At 68.0% G+C, this 20,150-nt stretch carries 15 protein-coding genes; 14 read left to right on the top strand and 1 reads right to left on the bottom strand.

All coding sequences use genetic code 11. From position 1 onward, the window contains the following. Nucleotides 1–134: 134 nt before the first annotated feature. From LLH23_00335 to LLH23_00395, 13 genes are all read left to right on the top strand, one after another. Nucleotides 135–2,039, top strand: a complete 1,905-nt coding sequence (locus tag LLH23_00335; protein MCE5236921.1) for a hypothetical protein — start codon at nt 135–137, stop codon at nt 2,037–2,039. Continuing rightward, nucleotides 2,036–3,847: a glycosyltransferase family 39 protein gene (locus LLH23_00340; GenBank protein ID MCE5236922.1), complete on the top strand. Its 1,812-nt coding sequence runs from the start codon at nt 2,036–2,038 to the stop codon at nt 3,845–3,847. Before LLH23_00335 ends, LLH23_00340 begins: the two co-directional genes overlap by 4 nt. A 25-nt stretch (nt 3,848–3,872) precedes the next feature. Beyond that, nucleotides 3,873–5,591, top strand: a complete 1,719-nt coding sequence (locus LLH23_00345; GenBank protein MCE5236923.1) for a family 10 glycosylhydrolase — start codon at nt 3,873–3,875, stop codon at nt 5,589–5,591. Between the two features lie 19 nt (nt 5,592–5,610). Beyond that, a complete protein-coding gene (locus LLH23_00350) occupies nt 5,611–6,123 on the top strand; it encodes an HAD-IIIA family hydrolase (protein ID MCE5236924.1) in 513 nt (170 codons plus the stop codon). Next, nucleotides 6,116–6,994 carry a glycosyltransferase family 2 protein gene (locus LLH23_00355; GenBank protein ID MCE5236925.1) on the top strand — a complete coding sequence of 293 codons (879 nt, stop codon included), beginning with the start codon at nt 6,116–6,118 and terminating at the stop codon, nt 6,992–6,994. Before LLH23_00350 ends, LLH23_00355 begins: the two co-directional genes overlap by 8 nt. Nucleotides 6,995–7,064: 70 nt before the next feature. After that, complete coding sequence (locus LLH23_00360) at nt 7,065–7,241, top strand: Trm112 family protein (protein MCE5236926.1); 177 nt, start codon at nt 7,065–7,067, stop codon at nt 7,239–7,241. Nucleotides 7,242–7,271: 30 nt separating this feature from the next. Next, nucleotides 7,272–8,162, top strand: coding sequence for a glycosyltransferase family 2 protein (locus LLH23_00365; protein MCE5236927.1), 891 nt, complete (start codon nt 7,272–7,274; stop codon nt 8,160–8,162). Next, the gene (locus LLH23_00370; GenBank protein MCE5236928.1) at nt 8,159–10,666 is read left to right on the top strand and encodes an O-antigen ligase family protein; all 2,508 of its coding nucleotides are present in this window, start codon (nt 8,159–8,161) and stop codon (nt 10,664–10,666) included. Before LLH23_00365 ends, LLH23_00370 begins: the two co-directional genes overlap by 4 nt. 16 nt (nt 10,667–10,682) lie before the next feature. Further along, nucleotides 10,683–11,123 (top strand): type II 3-dehydroquinate dehydratase, encoded by a 441-nt coding sequence (aroQ, locus tag LLH23_00375; protein ID MCE5236929.1) that lies wholly within the window; start codon nt 10,683–10,685, stop codon nt 11,121–11,123. Next, nucleotides 11,120–12,184, top strand: coding sequence for a Xaa-Pro peptidase family protein (locus LLH23_00380; protein ID MCE5236930.1), 1,065 nt, complete (start codon nt 11,120–11,122; stop codon nt 12,182–12,184). The genes aroQ and LLH23_00380 overlap by 4 nt, the downstream gene beginning before the upstream one ends. 57 nt (nt 12,185–12,241) lie before the next feature. Continuing rightward, nucleotides 12,242–12,691, top strand: a complete 450-nt coding sequence (locus tag LLH23_00385; GenBank protein MCE5236931.1) for a DUF1284 domain-containing protein — start codon at nt 12,242–12,244, stop codon at nt 12,689–12,691. A gap of 89 nt (nt 12,692–12,780) precedes the next feature. Continuing rightward, complete coding sequence (dapB, locus tag LLH23_00390) at nt 12,781–13,590, top strand: 4-hydroxy-tetrahydrodipicolinate reductase (protein MCE5236932.1); 810 nt, start codon at nt 12,781–12,783, stop codon at nt 13,588–13,590. A 46-nt stretch (nt 13,591–13,636) separates the two neighbouring features. Beyond that, nucleotides 13,637–14,752 carry an aspartate-semialdehyde dehydrogenase gene (locus LLH23_00395; GenBank protein MCE5236933.1) on the top strand — a complete coding sequence of 372 codons (1,116 nt, stop codon included), beginning with the start codon at nt 13,637–13,639 and terminating at the stop codon, nt 14,750–14,752. Between the two features lie 91 nt (nt 14,753–14,843). On the opposite strand, the gene LLH23_00400 is transcribed toward LLH23_00395, so the two are convergent. After that, the gene (locus LLH23_00400) at nt 14,844–17,453 is read right to left on the bottom strand and encodes an Ig domain-containing protein (GenBank protein MCE5236934.1); all 2,610 of its coding nucleotides are present in this window, start codon (nt 17,451–17,453) and stop codon (nt 14,844–14,846) included. A gap of 136 nt (nt 17,454–17,589) precedes the next feature. Here LLH23_00400 and LLH23_00405 point away from each other — a divergent pair, with 136 nt between their 5' ends. Further along, a complete protein-coding gene (locus LLH23_00405) occupies nt 17,590–20,148 on the top strand; it encodes a DUF4838 domain-containing protein (protein ID MCE5236935.1) in 2,559 nt (852 codons plus the stop codon). The last annotated feature ends 2 nt before the right edge of the window (nt 20,149–20,150 follow it).

The raw sequence follows: 20,150 nt of genomic DNA on the forward strand, positions 1-20,150 counted from the left end.
CCGAAGGCGTGCTCCGGGGGCATCAGCATGAAGAGCCAGGTCTCGGGGTAGAAGCAGGCCGATTGGTTGTTGGCCACAAACGGCATGCCGCAGTTGGTGTACGGGTTCCACAGGGGGATGGTGTTCTGACGCAGTTGCTCAAAGGCGTCCTACCCCCTGCCCCCTCCCTGAAGGGAGGGGGAAAGGCGAACGGCAACGGGGCCATGGGGTGGGCGGCGCTGCTGGCGCTGGCGACCGGGCTGCAGTTCCTGGCGGGGCATCTGCATGTGTCCTTCTTTGTGCTGCTCATCGTGGCGGCGTATGCGGCGTTCCGGCTGGTGCAGTTGGCTCGAGGCGGGCAGCGTCGGGCCGCCGGTGGCGCGCTGGCGCTTGTCGCGGCGGCGGTGGTCGTGGGGACCGGGATGGCGATGTTGCAGCTGCTGCCGGTGCTGGAGCTGGCGGGCATGAGCCCACGGTCGGGGGGGCAGAGCTTCAGCGACATTCGGCGCGGCGGCATGGTGCCGGCGTATCTGCTCACGGCCCTGATGCCGGATGTGTTCGGCAACCCGGTGGACTACACGTTCTGGGGCGCGAAGCTGTCACCGGCGGCGCGGGAGTGGGTCGAGACGGCCTGGTACTGCGGCGTTGTGACGCTGCTGCTGGGGATCTTGGCCGTCGCGTGGCGCCGGTTCAGACCCGCGCAGACGTGGTTCTGGCTCGGGGTGTGGCTCGGCGGCGTGGGCCTGGCCTGGGGGACGGGGCTGTACTACCTGTTCTACCTGGCCCTCCCCCCGCTGCGGACGCTGCCGGGGGTGTCGCGGGCGGTCTACCTCTGCTGCTTCGCGGGAGCGGTGTTGGCGGCGTATGGCTACGAGGCCCTCAGCCGCCGCCTGGAAGCGCAGGAGCATGCGGCGGTGCGACGCGCGGCTGACGGGGTGCTGCTGGTGCTGGGCCTGATCGCCCTCGTGGCCGGCATCGGCGTGTGGCTGTACACCGGCGGCGTGGAGGCGGCGCTGCCGGGGATCGGGGCATACACGCTGCTGCAACTGGCGCGTTGCCTGGGGCTGCTGGGGGTGGCGGCGCTGGCCATTGCGGCTATGACGTGGGCGCTGCACGGCCGGGTGCCGCCGGGGCGCATCGTGTGGGGTAAGCTGTTCCTGGTGGGCCTCCTGGCAGCGGACCTGCTGATCTTCGCCCACCATTTCCTGCCCGCCGTGCCGGCCGCGTACCTGCACTGCCGCAGCGCGGCACTCGACACCATGCGGCAGGACAAGAGCCTCTACCGCATGACCTCCCTGACCGGACAGAACCAGCACGGCATTGACCGCATGCCTCCGAACCTGCCCATGGCCCGTGGCTTCCAGGACCTGCAGGGCTCGGATTCGCTGATCTTCCGCGGCTACACCGAGTTGTGGAACACCATCCCCAAGGATACGGCCAGCAATCCGATGGCGGACTCGCCACTGCTGGACTTGCTGAACTGCAAGTACCTGGTGACGTCCCTCGACCTGAGCAAGACGCCGGGCTGGCGGAAGGTAACGAACGACGAGGTGGGGGTGTGGGAGAACACCGAGGTGCTGCCGCGCGCGTTTGTGCCGGCGGCCTTCGAGGCGGTGCCGCTCGATCAGCAGCTCACGAAGATGGCGCACGACTTCGACCCGCGCCAAGTGGCGTACATGGACCTGGCATGGTGGTCATCCTCTCTGCCGAGCGGGCCGGGGATACCACTGCCGGCCCCGGGGTTCAAGACCAGCAGCGGGTTCCGGCCCTTGCAGGTGTCGAACGAGGGCCCGAACGTCGTGAGCGTCAGTGGCTTTGCCGCCGACGAACTCTTCGTGCTGGGCGACATGTGGTACCCAGGCTGGCACGCGTATGCCGGCGAGCGCGAGACAACGCTCATCAGGAGCGATGGCATGCTCCGCGCTTCGGCTCCTGACGGGCAGCCGCGGGTCCGCTTCGTGTACTTCCCGGCCTCGTTCGCGGTCGGGGCGTTCGTGACGTGTCTGTGTGTGATGCTGATTGCGTGCGGGTTGGTGATGGGGAGGAGGGGAGGGTGGTGAAGCGTGCCAAAAAACACGGCGTCCTCACCCCTACCCCTCTCCCTCGCTCCGCTGCGCTTCGCTCCGGAGAGGGGAACGGCAGCGGCAACGGCGTCCTACCCCCTACCCCCTCCCTGCAGGGAGGGGGAACGGCTGACGACACGCGGCGTGCCAACCGCTGGCTCGGGCTGGGACTCGGCGCCTTCACGCTCGCGTTGCTGCTGGCGACCGCGGGGGACATTGGGCTGACCTATGATGAGCCGGTCTACTCGTCGCGGGCGATGCGGGCCGGGCAGTGGCTCGGGCTTGTCCTCACGGCGCCGTCCGTCGCGTTCGAGCGCGACACCATTGACCGCCTGTGGGACGCCACGGGCGACGAGCAGGCCGGGCTGCTGAAGCTGATCGCCTGGCCCGCCGCCATGGCCGCTTCCCCGTTCGCGCCGTCGCTGGCCGCCCTCCGGGCCGGGACCATGCTCATCGTCGCCGTCTTCATCGGCTTCATGTTCGTCTTCCTGGCGAACACGCGGGGGCGGCTGGAGGCGGCGTTCGCCTGCCTCGCGCTCATCTTCATGCCTCGCGTCTTCACCCACCTGCATCTGCTGACGATGGACGCGCCGGTGATGGCGTTCTCGTTCCTGGCGGTAGCGGCCGCGTACCTGGCGGCGCTGCATGGGCCGGAGCAACGCCCCAAGTGCTGGCTGTGGGTGGCGCTGCTGGGGCTGGGCTTCGGTGCGGCGATCTCGTGCAAGGCCAACGGCTGGTTCGTGCCGTTCATCGTGCTGCCGTGGCTGCTGCTCATGCGTCGCTGGCGCGTGCTGGCCGCGGCGCTGGTCAGCATGGCCATCCTCGGGTCGCTGGTGTTCCTCGCCACCTGGCCCTGGCTGTGGTTCGATACCGCCGCGCGCGTGGCGCGGTACTTCAGCTTCTTTGTCAAGCACTACCCGATCGGGGTGGAGTACTTCGGCCAGGTCTATGGCGTGGCGCCGTGGCACTACCCGCTCGTGATGTTGGCCATCACGACACCGCTGGTGGTGCTGGGGTTGGCGGTGGTGGGGGTGGTGAAGGCGGGAATAGGCGACGGCAACGGCGTCCTCACCCCTGCCCCTCTCCCTCGCTCCGCTGCGTTGCGCTCCGGAGAGGGGAACAGCGACGGCAGCGGGGGTGGGACGCCGTGCGACGGCGGCCTCCTGCTGCTCATGCTCTGGGCCGTCATCGTCAACCTCGTCCCCGCCATGCTGCCCTCGTCGCCCAAGTACAATGGCGTGCGGCTGTTTCTGCCTGTCTTCCCGCCCCTGGCGGTGCTCGCTGCGGCCGGGTTCGGCTGGGCGGCGCGCGGGCTGGCGACGAGGTTGGCGCGCGACCTGCGCGAGCGGCGCCTCGTGCTCGTGTTGCTGCTGCTCGTGGCACTGCTGCCACAGGTATACATGACCACCAGCGTCCACCCCTTCGGCATGTCCTACTACAACGCGCTCATCGGGGGCCTGCACGGGGCCCAGCAGCAGGGCATGGAGCCGACTTACTGGGGCGATGCCTACGTCGCGGCGCTGCCGTGGCTCAACGAACACGCTCCTCAAGGGGCGCGGGTGTGGGTCAACGTGGCGGGCTTTGTCAGCTCGGTGCAGATCTACCAGCAGTTTGGGATGCTGCGGTCGGACCTGCAACTGACCGGCGGCGAGGCCGCGTTCCACGGGGCTGATCTGTACCTCGTGATGAACAAGCCGACCGAACTGGGGGACCTGGGCAAGGAGATTATGGGCGCAGGAAAGGCGTTGTACGTCAAGGAACTCGACGAGGTGCCGCTGGTGTGGGTGTTCGGCCCGTACAAATGACCGTGCTGCCCCCAAGGAGTGCGCCATGCTGAGCCGTTGGGCCGCCAGTGTCTGCGCGGTGTGCCTGATCGTAGCGGCATCCTCGCCGTGGGCTGCCCCGCTGCCCACCGGGGCCGGGACGCAGCCGCTCGAGGTCACGCTCGAGGGCGGAGCGAAGATCGCTCCTGACGCGGACCTGAAGCAGGACGTCCTGTTACTGGACGGGCAGCCGAACAGCTATGCGCACTGCCTGGCGCCGGCGGAATGGGGGAGGCTGCGCAACTTCCGGGTCGAGGTGAGTGTGCGGCCCGATCAGCTGCGCGCCAGTTCCGTCCCCATCGCGTGGCCCGGCAGCTTCATGATCTACCTCAGCGGCGAGAACAAGCCCTGGGTATGGGTGGAGACCGACAGCGGGCGGTCCATCCACGCCTCGTCTGAGCCGATCCCGCCGACGCAGTGGACGCGCCTGGCCTTCGAGTACCGAGCCGATGACAACGGCCTGCTGACTGTCAACGGCCGAACCGTGCTGACGATCAACGGTCAGGGCCCCCTCAAGCAGGGCGGGCCGGACCTGTGGTTCGGACGGTACACCTGGCAGGACCCCAAGGATCGCAAGGAGTACGTCTCGTGGATGAAGGGGGCGGTGGGCCTGCCGCGGGTGACGGTGCTGCCGCCGGAGGACCGTCTGCAGGTGGACTTGAGCCACATGACCAACAGCATCATCGTCAGTTGGGGCGACGCCATCGTCGTGAACAAGGGTTGGCGGGCGCTGACCCGGCCCGGGCACGTGGCGCCCTTCGTGGTCGAGTGCAAGCGCTTGGGCGTCAGGAAGGTCTTCCTGCGCGCTGACCACGAGTTCATTATGCGCTTCTGCGAGCGGCGGATGGGCGACGACCACTGGTACATGAAGGCCCTCAAGGCCGTCGAGGGGGACATGCTGGGGGCCCTCGTCAAGGGGTGCCATGGGGCGGGGCTGAAGGTGTATGCCTACCAGTCCATCTTCGACCTGGGCAGCCCGACCTCGGTGCTGTACGGCGGCACCGCTCCCTTCCCGTGGCAGGCGCAGTTCACCATCGAGCATCCGGAGTACCTCACCGAGAGCCGGGACGGCAAGAAGCGCCAATGGGGCGTGCTGTGCTATGCCTACCCCGAAGCGCGCCGGTACATGGTCAGCGTCTTCCAGCATGCGCTGAACAAGTGGGACTTTGATGGGGTCTATGTATGCACGCGCACGCATTCGTACCCGGCGGAGTTTGCTGACCAGTTCGGCTACAACCAGCCGATCGTGGACGAGTTCCGGCGCCGACACGGGGTGGACATCCGCACGCAGGAGTTCAGCCGGCCGCAGTGGTGGGATCTGCAGGGCGAGTACCTGACGCAGCTCCTGCGCGAGCTGCGGGGGGCGCTGCCGGGCAAGGAGATCGTCATCGCCATGCCGCGCAGCGACACCATCGGCCCCCCCTACGGCAACACGCGGCTCGACTGGCGCACCTGGTGCCAGGAGAGACTTGTGGACGGGATGGTGCTGGGCATCATCAGCGGCGGCTGGCACTACCCCAACACGATGGGGTTGCCGGGCTATGTGCAGAGCCAGCAGGACAATGTGGGCATGCGCGACCTGGACTATGACCTGAAGGACTGGTTCGGGCCGGTGTGCAAGGCCTCCGGTGTGGAGCTGTACCTGTCGCGCACTACGTTCCTCGCCGACGCCGAACGCGACGTACTCAAGTACCCGGGCATGACCGGGTTCACCACCTATCTCTGACCGTGTGCAGGTTGATGACATGCTCGCCGCTCTTCGCCACAAGCCGCGTATCAAGCTCCTCGCCTGCGATGTCGATGGCGTGCTGACCGATGGCGGGATGTACTTCGGCGTCGAGGGGCAGGTGATGAAGCGCTTCAACGTCAAGGATGGCCTGGGCATGACGCTCCTGCGGGAAAGCGGCGTCAACATCGCCTTCATCTCGGCCGACAGCTCGCCGATCTGTCGCGTGCGCGGCGAGAAGCTCCAGGTGCACGACATCTGCTTCGGTGTGGCTGACAAGGCGGAAGCCCTCCGCGAGCTGATGGCGCGCGATGGCCTCATCCCCGATGAAGTCGTCTACGTGGGGGACGATCTGCCGGACCTGTGCCTGGTGCCGGTAGCGGGCCTCTTTGTGGCTCCGGCCGATGCGGCGGACGAGGTCAAGCAGGCGGCGGGGTACGTCACCGAGGCTCCCGGGGGGCAGGGCGCCATGCGTGAGATCTGCGACGCCATCCGGGCGCATAACGCGCGGCTGGGGGGCGCTGATGCCTGACCTCGGCATCTGCGTGGTGAACTGGAATACGCGCGACCTGCTGGATCGGTGCCTGCAGAGCATCCGTGAGCACGCGGAGGACCTCGCGGTGGAGGTCGTCGTGGTGGACAACGCCTCCAGCGACGGCAGCGCCGACATGGTGCGCGAGCGGCACCCCTGGGTGCGGCTCCTAGCGAACGAGGAGAACTGCTACTACGCAGCCGGCAACAACCAGGGGCTGCGCGCGCTGGAGACGCCGCTGAAGCTGCTGCTCAACCCCGACATCGAGGTCCACGCCGGCAGTCTGCAGACGCTGGTGCAGTTCCTGCACGAGCATCCGCAGGCGGGGGCGGCGGCCCCGCGCCTGCGCGGCCCGGCGGGGGAAGTCCAGTTCACTTGCCGCAGCTTCCCCGGCCCGGATGTGGTAGTATACGAGGCGCTCGGGCTGAGCCGTCTCTTCCCCCGCAGCCGCTGGTTCGGCAAGTACCGCATGAGTTGGTGGAACTACGACGAGACGCGAGCGGTGGATCAGCCCATGGCCTCGGCGCTGCTCGTGCGCGACAAGGCCCTCGGGCAGGTCGGGCTGTTTGATGAGCAGTTCCCGATGTTCTTCAACGACGTGGACCTGTGCCGGCGGCTGTGGGATGCCGGCTGGGAGGTTTGGTTCACGCCCGTGGCGGAGATGACTCATCTGGGCGGGGCCGCCACGCGCCAGGTGCGGCGCGAGATGATCATCGCGTCCCATCGCAGCTTCCTGGCCTACTACCGGAAGCACTACCGGGGCAAGGTCAGCCCGATTGCGTACGCGGCGGCCGTCCTGCTGCTGACGCTGGGCCTGTACGTGCGTCTCGCGACGACGGCTGTGGGAGCGATGGGCCTTCGCGGTCGGTGACCGCTCCCACGACCGATGGGTCGGGGGTGGTGACCGCTCCTACGGCCGAGGCAGAGAAAGTGGGTGTTCCATGTCCGAACAGAAGGTTGATGAGAAGCTGCTGGAGATCCTCGTGTGCCCGGTGGATAAGGAGCCGGTGAAGCAGGAGGGCGACTTCATCGTCTGCAGCGTCTGCCGGCGCAAGTACCCGATCCGCGAGGGCATCCCCGTGATGCTGGTGGACGAGGCGGTCATCGAGGAGTCGTAGGGCGAGCAGGCCCCCGGTTCGGAGAGCGGCTTGAGTCACGACATTGAGCTGAGCATCATCATCGTAAGCTGGAATGTGCGACGGGACCTCGAAGCCTGCCTGCAGTCCCTCCGTGACAACTCCGAAGTGCCGTGCGAGACGATCGTCGTGGACAACGCCTCGGCTGATGACACGCTGGCGATGCTGCGCGGCTACCCCGAGGTGCACGTCATCGCCAATCCCGACAACCGCGGCTTTGCGGCGGCGAACAACCAGGGGCTGGCCGTGGCGCAGGGGCAGTGGCTGCTGCTGCTGAACCCCGATACGGTCGTGCCGCCGGGCACGCTGCGGAAGCTGCTCGACTTCGCGCGCGCCCACCCCGAGGCCGGGGTCATCGGCCCGCGACTGCTCAACCCCGATGGCTCGCTGCAGTACTCCTGCCGCCACTTCCCCACGGTGACGGCAGGCATGTTCCGCCACACCTTCCTCGGCCGCCTGTTTCCCCACGTCAAGAGCATGCGCGAGTACTTGATGTGCGACTGGCCGCATGATGCGCCGCGCGCGGTGGACTGGCTCTCGGGGGCGGCCATGCTGATCAGTCGTCCCGCCTACGCACAAGTCGGGATGCTGGACGAGGGCTTCTACTGGGGCTCCGAGGATGTGGACTACTGCTACCGGATGCACCAGGCCGGGTGGGAGGTGCTCTACACGCCCGAGGCCAGCATCACCCACGCCGTCGGCCGCAGCACCGACCAGGTGCAGATCCCCACGATCATTCGCACCCATCGCAGCATGCAGCGCCTGTTTGCCAAGCATCTGGCGCGCAACGGGCTGGAGCGCGCCCTGATCACCGGCGGCATCTGGCTGCGGGCGGGGCTGCTGCTGGCCGCCGTATGGCTCCACACGCGGTCCGGTCTCCGGCGATTGAGGCGACGCAGATGAGGACGCGGCTACGCCAGGGGGCCCTGGGGCTGGCCTTCGGCTTCCTGCCGTTGGGCTCGGTACTGGCGGGCAAGCTGTGGGTGTGGCAGGGGCTGCTGCTCGTGCTGGTGGGGGGGCTGGCCCTGACGCTGTGGGCCGCGGCCGCGCTGCTGCCCGAGCCCCCGGCGAAGCCCATCAAGGCAGTCCGTCCCCGCGGCAAGCACAAGCCCGAAACCGTCCCCGAACCAGCGGCTACGGCGCCCCGCGGGCTGGACCTGCTGGACTGGCTGCTGGTCGCCTGCGTGGCCTGGCAGGGCCTCTCATGGTTTGTCTCGGTCTACAGGTTCGGAACGAGCCTGTACCTGGCCGAGCTTGTGGTGTGCGCCGTCCTGTTCTGGCTGTGCCGCTATGCGCTGCTGCCGCGTCAGGCCGGTGACACAGGGACGCGGACCTGGCGCGCGGCGCTGTGGGCACTCGTAGGCGGCGGGATCGTCCTCTCGGTCCTGGGCCTGCGCGAGTATGTCCGCACCGTCTTCTTCCTGGGGGCCGTGGACTGGCGCGTCTTCGGGCCGATGGTCAACCCCAACGCCGCGGCCGGCTACCTGCTGGTGACGCTGTTCCCCGTCGCCGCTCTGCTGCTGGGGTCGCAGAGCAGGGGAAGCGCGGACGGGGTCAGCCCCGTACGGACTGGCCATGCCGTCCCTGCGGGGACAGACCTCTCCACGGGACGCCCGCGCTACGCCGAGATCGCGGCTCTGTTCTCGCTTGTGCTGATGTTCGCGACGCTGCTGCTGACTGGCTCCAAGGCTGCGTTGGGGGCGCTGCTTGTCGGCATCGTCCTCTTCGGGTTGCTGGGGCTGTCAGGTAACCGGCGCGCACAGGCCGCTGTGATTGGTGTGGCGGTCCTTACCGTCGTCGCGGCCTTCCTGTTGCCGCCCATCCGCGTGCGGCTGCTGAGCGCCTTCGGTTGGCAGAGCCACTCCACGGTGTTCCGCCTGTACACATGGCAGGGCACGCTGCACATGATCCAGGCCCGGCCGTGGCTCGGCTTCGGGGCCGGCACGTTCGAGCACATCTTCCCGCGCTTCGCCATTGCCGGCTTCACACGTGCCGCCCACCAGTCGTTCCTGCAGTTGGCCGCCGAGACGGGCGTGCCCGGCCTGCTCCTTGGTCTCGCATGGGGCGTGCTCGTACTGCGGCGCCTGTGGCAGACGGCGCGGTCCGGTGACCTGTTGGTCCGGCTCGTGGCTGCGGCCGCCCTGGCCGGTCTGACCGCCTCGGCGCTGCAGGAACTGTTCGACTACGCTTGGTACGTCCCGGGTGTAGCCTACAGCTTCTTCGCCCTGGCCGGGATCGCGCTGGCAGCCGCGCCCGAGGGCTTCAGCCCCGCGATCTCCCGGCGTTCGCGTCGCCGCTGGTGGAGCGCCGCAGCCGTGGCGGGGCTACTCTTGACGGTCTGGTGCGGCAGGAACCTCATCGCGGAAGTCCTGGCGGCGCGGGGACAGGCCGAGGCAGCGGCCTCAGCCTGCGCCGCTGCGGCGGAGACGTACGGGCGCGCCGCTGCCTGGAACCCGGGCCAAGCACAGTTCCCCACGCAGATCTCACGGTGTGAGGAGTCCCTGGCCTCCGGCGGCGATGGGGACGCGCTGGCTCGGGCGGTGCAGGCCCGCATGCGCGCCGTCCGCCTGCAGCCGACCGAGCCGCAGCACTACTTGGCCCTGGCGCGACTGTACGAAGCAGCCGGGCGGACGGACGAGGCCCTCGCCGCGGCCCGCACCGCGCTGCAGAACTACCCGAACTACCCGCGCGGCCTGGCGGAGCTGGGGCAACTGCAGGAGCAGGCCGGCGAACACGCTGCCGCGCTGCAGACGTACCGCCAACTGGCGGCGCTGCAGGAAGGGCCCGTGGGGCGCTATGCGCCCTCGGAGAGCCTGATTGAGACCGCCTACGCCCGCGGCTGGCTCGCCCTGGGCGATGAAGCCACGCACGCCGGGCAGGCCACGGAAGCCCTGGCCGACTACAGCCGTGCCACTGTTGTGCTCGAGCAAGCCATCAACGGCGAGATGGTCACACGTGAGAGCACCGGTGGAGAGAGCCTCGGCCTCGGCAATCTGCAGGAAGATACCGCGATGGCTGAGGAGGTGCTGGGGCGGCTGCGGCGAACGAATACTGCCCTGTCGGGAATGCGGCAGGCGCAGTTGCTGCTGGCGATGCGACGGCGTGATGAAGCCCGGCCGCTCCTGGAGCGACTGGTCGAGCTGCATGTGGCCGCGAGCGGCGAGGGGGAGCAACTGGCCGTGAAGTGGAGCCTGCTGCGCCTCGCGCAGGAGCTGCAGAAGGACCAGCCGCAGCGGGCCGCGCAACTGGCGCAGAGGGCGATGGCCGGCCCGCTGACGCCGTCCTCTGCGGAGACGGCAGCAAAGCAGGGCTGGCTGGCGGCCGATACTGCAAGCCTTACCCAATTGCAGCGGTGGGCGGAGACCATGGTACAAAGCTCTGTGTACCCGTCCGCGACGCCACTGTAGATACAGGAGGGGCAGGATGCCTAACGTACTGGTGTTGCATGGACCGAACCTGAACCTGCTTGGCGTGCGCGAACCGAGCGTGTATGGCGACAAGACGCTCGAGGAGATCAACAACGCCATCACCGAAGAGGCCGGCCGGCTGGGCCTGACCGTGCGCATCATCCAGAGCAACCACGAGGGACGCCTGGTGGACGCCATCCACGAAGCGCATGGCTGGGCTCACGCCATCGTCATCAACCCGGCCGGCTACACGCACACCTCGGTCGTGCTGCGCGATGCCATCCAGGCCATGCGGCTACCCACCATCGAGGTGCACCTGAGCAACATCGCCGCCCGCGAGGAGTTCCGGCACCGTTCGGTTCTGGCTCCCGCCTGTGTCGGACAGATCTCCGGCTTCCGCTGGCTCAGCTATATCCTGGCCCTGCAGGCTGTGAAGGGGCTGCTGGACCAGCAGTGAAGCCCGACTACGCCGCCCGGTTGGCTCGCGTCCGCGAGCAGATGCAGCACGACGAGGTGCAGGCCGCGCTGGTTGCGCTGCCTGAGAATGTCCGCTACCTGACGGGCTTCACCGGCGAAGGCCTCCTGGTAGTGGGGCTGGACCGAGCCCTGGTCTCGACCGATGGCCGCTACCGGGTCGAGGCAGGTGAGGTCGCCGACCAGGCCGAGGCAGCCTTCGACACTGGCGGGCATCTTGCCGGCGCCATCGCCTTCATCACGCAGATCGGGGCGGCGGGGCTGGCCTTCGAGGCCGACCACACCACCTACGCGACGTACCAGGAGTTGTCCAAGAAGCTGTCAGTGGCGCTGCGGCCGACCAGCCGCGTCGTGGAGCGGCTACGTCTCATCAAGGACGAGACGGAAGTGGCACTGATCCGCGAGGCGGCGCGGCGGGCCGATGTGGCCTTGGGGGCGTTCCTGGCCGACCTACAGCCAGGCCCGTCCGAGCGGCGGCTGGCGCTGCAGCTACAGTCGGCGCTGGTCGACCAGGACGTGGAGCCGGCCTTCGCGACCATCATGGCTTCCGGGCCGTCGGCGGCCTGTCCGCACGCCGTGCCTTGCGGCCGCCCCCTCAGTGAGGGCGACATGCTCAAGATTGACATGGGCGCTCGCTTCGAGGGGTACTGCTCGGACATCACCCGGACGTTGTTCGTGGGCGAGCCGACCGAGCGCTTCCGCACCGTCTACAACTTGGTGCTGCAGGCTCAGCAGGCGGCCGTCGCGGCGGCGCGACCGGGCCTGACCGGCCGCGAGCTGGACCAGGTCGCCCGCGACATCATCGCCGCCGGCGGCCACGGCAGCGACTTCGACCACGGGCTGGGCCATGGGGTGGGGCTGCAGGTCCACGAGGGCCCACGGGTGTCGGCCAGAAGCGAGGACTTACTGGAGCCGGGCATGGTGGTCACCATCGAGCCGGGCATCTACCTGGAGGGCTGGGGCGGGGTCCGGATCGAGGACACGGTGCTGATCACCGCCACCGGCTGTGAAGTGCTGACCCAGTCGCCGAAAGCGGACTACTGACGCCGGGCGCAGCCCGGCAGTCGCGGTGCCGACATGACCAGACAGTGGTGGTGGCAGATGAAGCTACGACCGCATCACCTGCTCGACATCATTACCCAGTACGGTCAGGGCCATCCTTTTGAGCCCAGCCCGTACGGGCACGCCGTCCACACGGTGGCCCGGCTCGTGCTGGCCGACCAGACGCAACTGGCCGAGATGGTGGTCGGTGCGGATGCCATCTGTGCGCCCTGTCGGAACCTGGTGGACGGCCGTTGTACGGACATGGTCGGTAGCCTGAACCCACCCGTGTCCAAGCAAGAGTATAACGATGGCGTGGACCGCCGCGTGCTGGCGCATCTGGGGCTGACGGAGGGCGAAGTGCTGACCATCGCGGCCTTCGCGGAACGGACGCTGGAGCGTCTGGAGGGCCTGGAGCAGGTCTGTAGCCACCCTGGCGAGGAGCGGACGGCGCGGCTGCGGCACCTGCGGCAGGGGCTGCAGAAGATGGGGCTGCACCTGGGTCGGTGAGAGGCAGGCGAGGGGGAAGTTGCAGACGGTGGCCGTATTTGGTATATTGATATACTCATTCGCACTCCGTCTCAAGGTGGTCGTCACTCATGTCCTCCATCCGTGTCCTCGTCACCGGCGTCTGCGGCAAGATGGGCGCCCTCGTCGCCCAGACCGTTCATGATGCCCCCGACATGACCCTCGTTGGCGGCGTGGACCCCGCCGGCGTGGGCCATCAACTCAGCGAACGGGTGGCTGGCCTGGGTGAGGAACTGCCCATCAGCGGGCACCTCGCCGGCGCCGTCGAGGACTGCGAGCCCGACGTCCTGGTGGATTTCACCTCGCCCAGGGTCGTCATGGGCAACGTCGAGACTGCACTGTCGGCCGGCGTGGCGTGCGTCGTGGGCACCACCGGGTTCTCGGAGACAGATCTGCAGGTCGTGGGTCGCATGTGTGAGGCGAAGGGTGTCCCCGCCATCATCGCCCCGAACTTCTCGCTCGGGGCGGTCATGATGATGCTCTTCTCCGCCCGAGCGGCCACAGTGTTCGACTATGCCGAGATCATCGAGTACCACCACGAAGCCAAGAAGGATTCGCCCTCCGGCACGGCGGTGAAGACAGCCGAGATGATGGCCGCGGCCCGTGGCGAGGCTTTCTGCGAGCCGCCCACGGAGCTGGAGCGCGTGCCCGGCTGTCGCGGCGGCGTCGGCTCGGGCATTCACGTCCATGCCGTGCGCATGCAGGGCTATGTGGCCAATCAGGAAGTGCTGTTCGGCGGGCGGGGCGAGACGCTGAAGATCTCGCATATCACCACCAGCCGCGAGTCGTTCATGCCCGGCGTCCTGCTGGCCGTGCGGAAGGTCCGGGAGCAGAGCGGGCTGGTGTATGGGTTGGAGCACCTGCTGGACGCAGGGAGCTAGTGCAGACGAAGACGGACGACGACGTCCATGCTCGGGAGTTCAGAACATGTCACTCAAGACTGCAATCATCGGTGTCGGTCCTGTCGGCGACAGGATCTGCTCGTGTCTCAAGGAGCGCAACTTCCCCGTCGAGGGGAAGCCGGTTGTCATGGCGACGCGCGCCCGCACGGAAACCCTCGGCGGCGAGGAAGTCGCCGTACAGGAGGTCAGTGCGGAGCTGTTTGACGGGGTGAAGGTCGCCTTCTTCGCCGGACGTGAGGGCGCCAAGGGCGCCTCGGTCATCTGGAAGGAGGCCGCCGAGCAGGCCGGCGCCGTGTGCATTGACAACGGCTCGGATTTTCGCCTGTACCCGGACATCCCCCTGGTCGTGCCCGAAGTCAACATGGACGATGTGACACCGGACACCCGCTTCATCGCCAGCCCCAACTGCTCGACCATCCAGATGGTCGTGGCGCTGGCGCCGCTGCACCGCGCGGCCCGCATCCGCCGCATCGTCGTCACCACCTTCCAGTCTGTCTCAGGCTGGGGCGCGGCGGCGCAAGACGAACTGAAGGCCCAGTTGCCCTGTCTCGTGAAGGGCGACAAGGTCTGCTGCGACCCGGGCATCTTCCCGCGGCCCATCGCCCTGGACTGCCTCCCGCACATTGACAGCTTCCTGGACAACGGCTACACCAAGGAAGAGATGAAGATGCTGCACGAGACGCGCAAGATCCTGGGCGACCCGGACATCGCCGTGGTGCCCACGGCGGTGCGTGTGCCGGTGGAGATCGGGCACTCCGAGGCGATCAACGTGGAGTTCGAGGGCCCGATGGACGCTCGCCGGGCCATGGAGATCCTCAGCGACCCGACCCAGTCCGAGGGCGTGGTGCTCATAGACGGCCCCACGCAGGACCCGGAGCGCCTGGCGTATCTGGCCAGCAAGAAGGGCAAGGAGCGCAAGCCCTGGGCGATGCACTGGGAAGTTACCGAGCGGCAGTACCCGACGCAGGCGGACGTGCTCGAGGACGCCTGGAAGGACAAGACGCTGGTCGGCCGCGTGCGCGACGACAACTCCCGGCGCAACTGCATCAACCTGTGGTGCGTGGCCGACAACCTACGCAAGGGCGCGGCCACCAACGTCGTCCAGATCGCCGAGAAGATGATCGAGCGGGGGTTGCTGTAGAGGCGTACGGCGGGAATCGGGACCCGGGAATCGGGAACGGCAGAAAGCAGTAGGGGCGCGACTTGTCGCGCCCCTTCTCCGTGTGTGGATGCTACCTGACATCAACGCTGAAGGTCTGACGCGCCTCCTGCTGCTTGTTGTTGGTGACCTTCAGGGACACCCCGAACCGCCCGGCGGCCGTCGGGGTGCCGGACAGGACGCCGTTCTCCAGCTTCAGCCACTCCGGCGCCTTCTCCAGCGTCCAGGTTATCTTCTCCCGGTGCCAGAAGGCCCCGTTGTAGCTGCCGTTGCAGGTGAAGTGGCCGATGGAGACGATGCTCCGCGGCTCGTACCGGTACGCCTCAGCGGTCCTGGCCGTCGGGGGGGCCGCCGTGTACACGAACGGGCGCGGCACGGCCGCATAGTCCGAAGGCCCGCTCTCGTTGCCCTGCGCGTCAATGGCCACGACGCGGTAGAAGGCCTTGTTGGGCCTCGCCACGAAGTCCGGCCCGACCACGAAGAGGGAGGTCTGGTCGGTCTTGGTGATTAGGTTGGCCGGAGTCTTCACATCGCCCCAGAACGGATCCTCGCCCTTCTTGTCCCGCGCGTTGTACTCCTCCATGGTGTCGCAGAAGCCTCGCCCGGTCCGCACAATGTACTCGGTGTCACTGGCGGTGAAGCCCTGCTCATCGCTGCCATAGACCTTGTACGCCACCGGCCGGCGGCCCTGCGGGTTGGCCTGCCAGGTGATGCCGACGGTGCCGTCCGCCTTAGGCGCCGCCTGCAGATTGAGCGGCGCCCCCGGGCCCTCGCAGCGGAAGGACCAGCGGCGGCTCCACGGCCCCCACACGCCGTGGCTGTCCATCGCCCGGACCCGCCAGTAGTACGTCGTGCCGGGGTTGAGCAACCCCACGAGCGGGACCTGCCACTCGGCCTTGCCCTTGCTGGGGGTACGGGAGATCAGCTTCTCGAAGTTCGGGGAGATGACCCAGCGCATGTCAGCCCGGTCGCAGACCTCGATGTGGTAGTCGGCGACCTGTGGGGCGGGGGCAACGGACGGAACGTCTGTCCCTTGTACGCCGCCCTCGGTCTGGCGGGGTACGAGCCCCCGCCCTACAGCCGGCTCCCACCGGAACGTGAACTGTGTGCCCTCGACCGTGGCGCCATCGGCGGGAAAAAGGGGAGAGGGCGGTGCCGTCGGCGGCACCCACTCGGTGCGCTCGAGCCAGGCATGAGTCACCTTGACCTGTCGCTGCCCGGGTGTCTCATCCGTGTAGCGGAGTTGGTTGTCGCCGACGGTCAGCTCGGGCATCCCCAGGAGTGACATCTGCACATCGTTGTCGAAGAGCAGGTCACTGACGCGGCTGCCCGCGCCCTGCAGTTCCAGCTTGACGAAGAACCCATAGGTGGGCTTGCCGCGCGGGGAGATGAGCGTGTCGAAGCTGGGCGTGGCATAGCCCGCCCCCGGCTTGCTGTCCTCGAGGATCGTCTGCCAGGACTTGCCGTCAGGCGAGAAGGTGAGGCGGATAGCGGGGCCGTCGCCGGCAAGGGTGTAGTGCGCCCGGACCTGCGCCCCAACGAACACCCACGGACTCGCCAGCTTCCACACGACGACGGCAGGCTTCGCGGCGTCGGCCGGCTGCAGGGCGGGGGGTGGTACCCCGCTAGCTGTGTTCTCCGCGCTCACCACGCCCCTCGTCCACACCGCCCGGTCCAGGGGCACCCGGTAGATCCACTTGCCGTTCCGCAGGTTGTCGTAGGCCGTCCCCCCCCATTCGTTCAGCGTCCCCAGCCCGTCGTGCCAGGCCTCACCGGGCTTGCGTTCCTGCGCGTAGGAGTACTCCTTGCCCACATGGTCCCAGCGCCATTCGAGGCTCTCGCCCGGGCGCAGCGTGAGGTTCATCGTGTGGGTCGTGCTGCGCCGGCGCTCGCCGGTGCGGTCGCCCTCGTAGCCGTACAGCGAGGCCGAGAACTGGTCGGTGAGCGGGCTGTCCCCGCTGCCGATGCTGTAGGTGTGCGTGCGCTTCATCAGGTCGTGGTCGCGCACGACCTCGGCCTCACCGGCGATGGTGGTGTTGTCGCGGCGCAGGCAGATGACATGCTCGTCGCCGTCGAGCAGGTGCCACTCATTGTCATAGAACGCCTCGGTGACGCAGTGGCCCACCGGGCGGCCAGGGCGCGTCTTGAGGCCCGCGGCGCGGAAGAGGTCATCAATGATGATCGCGTCATCTCCGCACAGCGTGTAGCCGTAGACGTTGTGCACCTTGACCGCGTCGTCGCACTCGCGGTCCCAGGTGCAGGCATGGAAGCGGTGCTTGCGCTCCCATTCCCAGACAGCGCGGGCCTTCTCGGCGTCGGTGGTACAGCCGCGCGTGGCCTCGGCGGCGATCTTCTCCAGCGTGCGCCAGTCGCCCAGCCCGTTCACGGTCAACCACGGGTTGATGACATCCGTGTCGCCGACGTTCTCGATCCGGCAGTACAGGTTCGGTTGCCAGCCCTGCTTGTAGGCGGCATAGCTGATCGGCATGCGGGTCATGGCGCCGTCCACGGCGCCGGCGAAGCGGACGACGTAGGCCTGGCTGGCAGAGCCGATGGTCTCGACCTGGCGGCGAGTGCGATCGGAGGGGAGGTTCTCCTGCGGCTTGCGGGCGGGGCCCTGCACGGAAGCCAGGGCGCAGGAGGCGAGCAGGACCAGCATTGAGACGGCAGCCTTGTGTCCCATGTGCTCCTCCAACGTGTGGGTGGAAGATGGTTCCCTGCGCCCGTGGCGGCACCTGCACAGGCGCCAAGACGAGGGGGGAGGATTCGCCGTCTCCGGCGGCCAAGATCAGAGGGGGATGGTCCCCGGAGGTATGGACATGCGTCGAGTGGTTCCCCTGCTGTTGCTGAGCCTGGTGTCGTCGTGGGCCGCTGCTGCTGTCACGCTCGTGGCCGACGGGCAGGCCCGGGCCGTGATCGTGCTGCCCGAGAAGCCCCTGCCGGTCGAGACCTATGCGGCCCAGGAGCTGGCCTATCACGTCGCGAAGGCCTCCGGCGCACGACTGGCGACCGTGAATGAGCCCAACGTACCGGCGCAGCCGTCTGGGCGCGTCTACATCGGCAACACCGCCGCGGCCCGGGACGCCGGTCTCGACGGCGCGAAGCTGGCGCCCGAGGTGTTCGTCCTGCGCGCGAAGGGCCCGGCGCTGTTCGTCGTCGGCCGCGACAGCGAGGGCGATGCGCTCAACGCCACGACGTGGGCCGGGACGCTGTTCGGCGTCTACGAGTTGCTCGACGACGTGATGGGCGTCCGCTGGCTGTGGCCAGGGCAGTTGGGCGAAGTCATTCCCCAGCGTCGGACGGCCGCAATCCCCGAGATGGACAAGCAGATCGCGCCACAGCTCGTACAGCGGCAACTGCGTAGCTCGCTGGGCATGCGGTCGAACGTGCCGGAGGGCTACTCCCCGGCCGCGGCCGCGCAGGTCCGCCGCGACGAAGCCGTGTTCCTGCGCCGCCACCGCATGGGCAAGTCCCTGCGCATGAGATACGGCCATGCCTTTGTGAACTGGTGGGACCGGTACGGGACCGAGCATCCCGACTGGTTCCAGATGATTGACGGCAGGCGCCCGGAGCCCGGTCCGCGCGGCGAGATGTCCATGTGCGTGTCCAACCCCGGCTTCCACCAGCAGATCATCCAGAACTGGCTGGCGGACCGCAAGCAGAAGCCCGGCGAGAACCTGACGATCAACGGCTGCGAGAACGATGTGTACGGGATGTGCTCGTGCCCGACCTGTCTGTCGTGGGACGTCGAGCGGCCCGAGAAGGCGATCTCGGAGCGCTACGACGCCAAGTGCGTCTCCGACCGCTACGCGCGCTTTTGGCTGACGCTGCAGCAACTGGGCAGCCAGCACGACCCCGAGGCCATCGTGACCGGCTATGCGTACGTCAACTATGCGCTGCCGCCGGTGAGGACGAAGCTGAACGACCATGTGTACATCGGCATTGTGCCCGATGTGTTCTTCCCGCGGACGGCGGCGGAGCACCAGTGGGTGCGGGACATGTGGGACGGGTGGCGCAAGACCGGGGCGCGGATCTTCCTGCGGCCCAACTACACGCTCGAAGGCTACTGCATGCCGTACATCTACATGCACAAGTTCGCCGATGAGTTCGCCCACGACGCGCGCAACGGGATGATTGCCACCGACTTCGACTCGCTGACAGCCATGTGGGCCACCCAGGGCCCGCAGGACTACCTTTTCGCCCGTTGGCAGACGCGACTGCAAGCGCCCGTGGACGAGGTCCTGGCCGAGTACTACGCGGGCTTCGGCCCGGCGAGCAAACAGGTCAAAGCCTACTTCGATACCTGGGAGAAGTTCACGACCGACAATCGCGACCGCTTCCGCGGAGTCGCCCAGGCCACCGGCGGCAACTGGGCCAACTTCCCGAAGATGGCACACGAGGCGTTCACGACGGACGCCTTCGCCGAGGGCCACAGGCTACTGGCGGCGGCCCAGACAGCGGCACAGGGCGATCCTGTGGCGACGGCCCGCGTGGCGTTCCTGCAAGACGGCCTGGCCCACGCCGAGAAGTGCTGCGCCCTCGCCGCCGCGCGTGCCAAGGGGCGGTTCCGCGAGCTGTACCAGGCCAGCAACGAACTGCGCGAGATGCGGCAGAAGATCGAGACGCAGAACGTCGCCAACCTCAACTACTGCGTCTGGCTCGAGACACGGGCGTGGGGCGTGACGCGGGACCTGACGTACAAGGGCGAGCCACTGCGGGCCTGGAAGGAGCAGGTCGCCGAGGCGAAGCTGCAGCCCATCGTGATCCGCAAGGGGCACGGCTTCGTTGCGCTGCTGCAGGCCGGCGAGCACTTCCGCGCCCACGTGAGCGAGGGGCAGATCGGCAAGTACACCGACCCGTGCCGCTGGTTCCTCAACGACCCGGACGGCAATGTCGTCCAGGACGGGGTGCTCAAGCCCGGTCAGGAGGCCCAGCTTGACTTCCCGGCGGCCAAGGCCGGCGTCTACAACTTCGTCTGCGACCCGGGGGCCAACTCCGCGCATGTGACGCTGCTGAACGATCACGCGGCCCTGATGGGGCAGACGATCAGCTTCATCGGCGAGACCTCACCGCTGCATGTGTACGTGCCGGTGGGCCTGAAGAGCTTCCGGATCGTGCTGGAGACGAGCGCCCCGGGCGAGACCGCAACGCTCACGGTGCTCGCCCCGGACGGCAAGGAAGCCGCCTCCGGGTGCACGGGGCAGAAGGCGCTCTACACGGCCGATGTGCAGGTCCCAGCGGGCCAGGATGGGCAAGTCTGGGGCGTCAGGTTGAGCAAAGCGCCCACGGGGGTGCTGGAAGACATCACGCTGAAGTTGGACGACCGGCTGCCGGCCTACTGGTCGCACACGGCGGACCGACTGGTCGTGCCGCAGTAGGG

It is taken from the genome of bacterium (assembly GCA_021372615.1).
GTDB lineage: Bacteria > Armatimonadota > Zipacnadia > Zipacnadales > UBA11051 > JAJFUB01.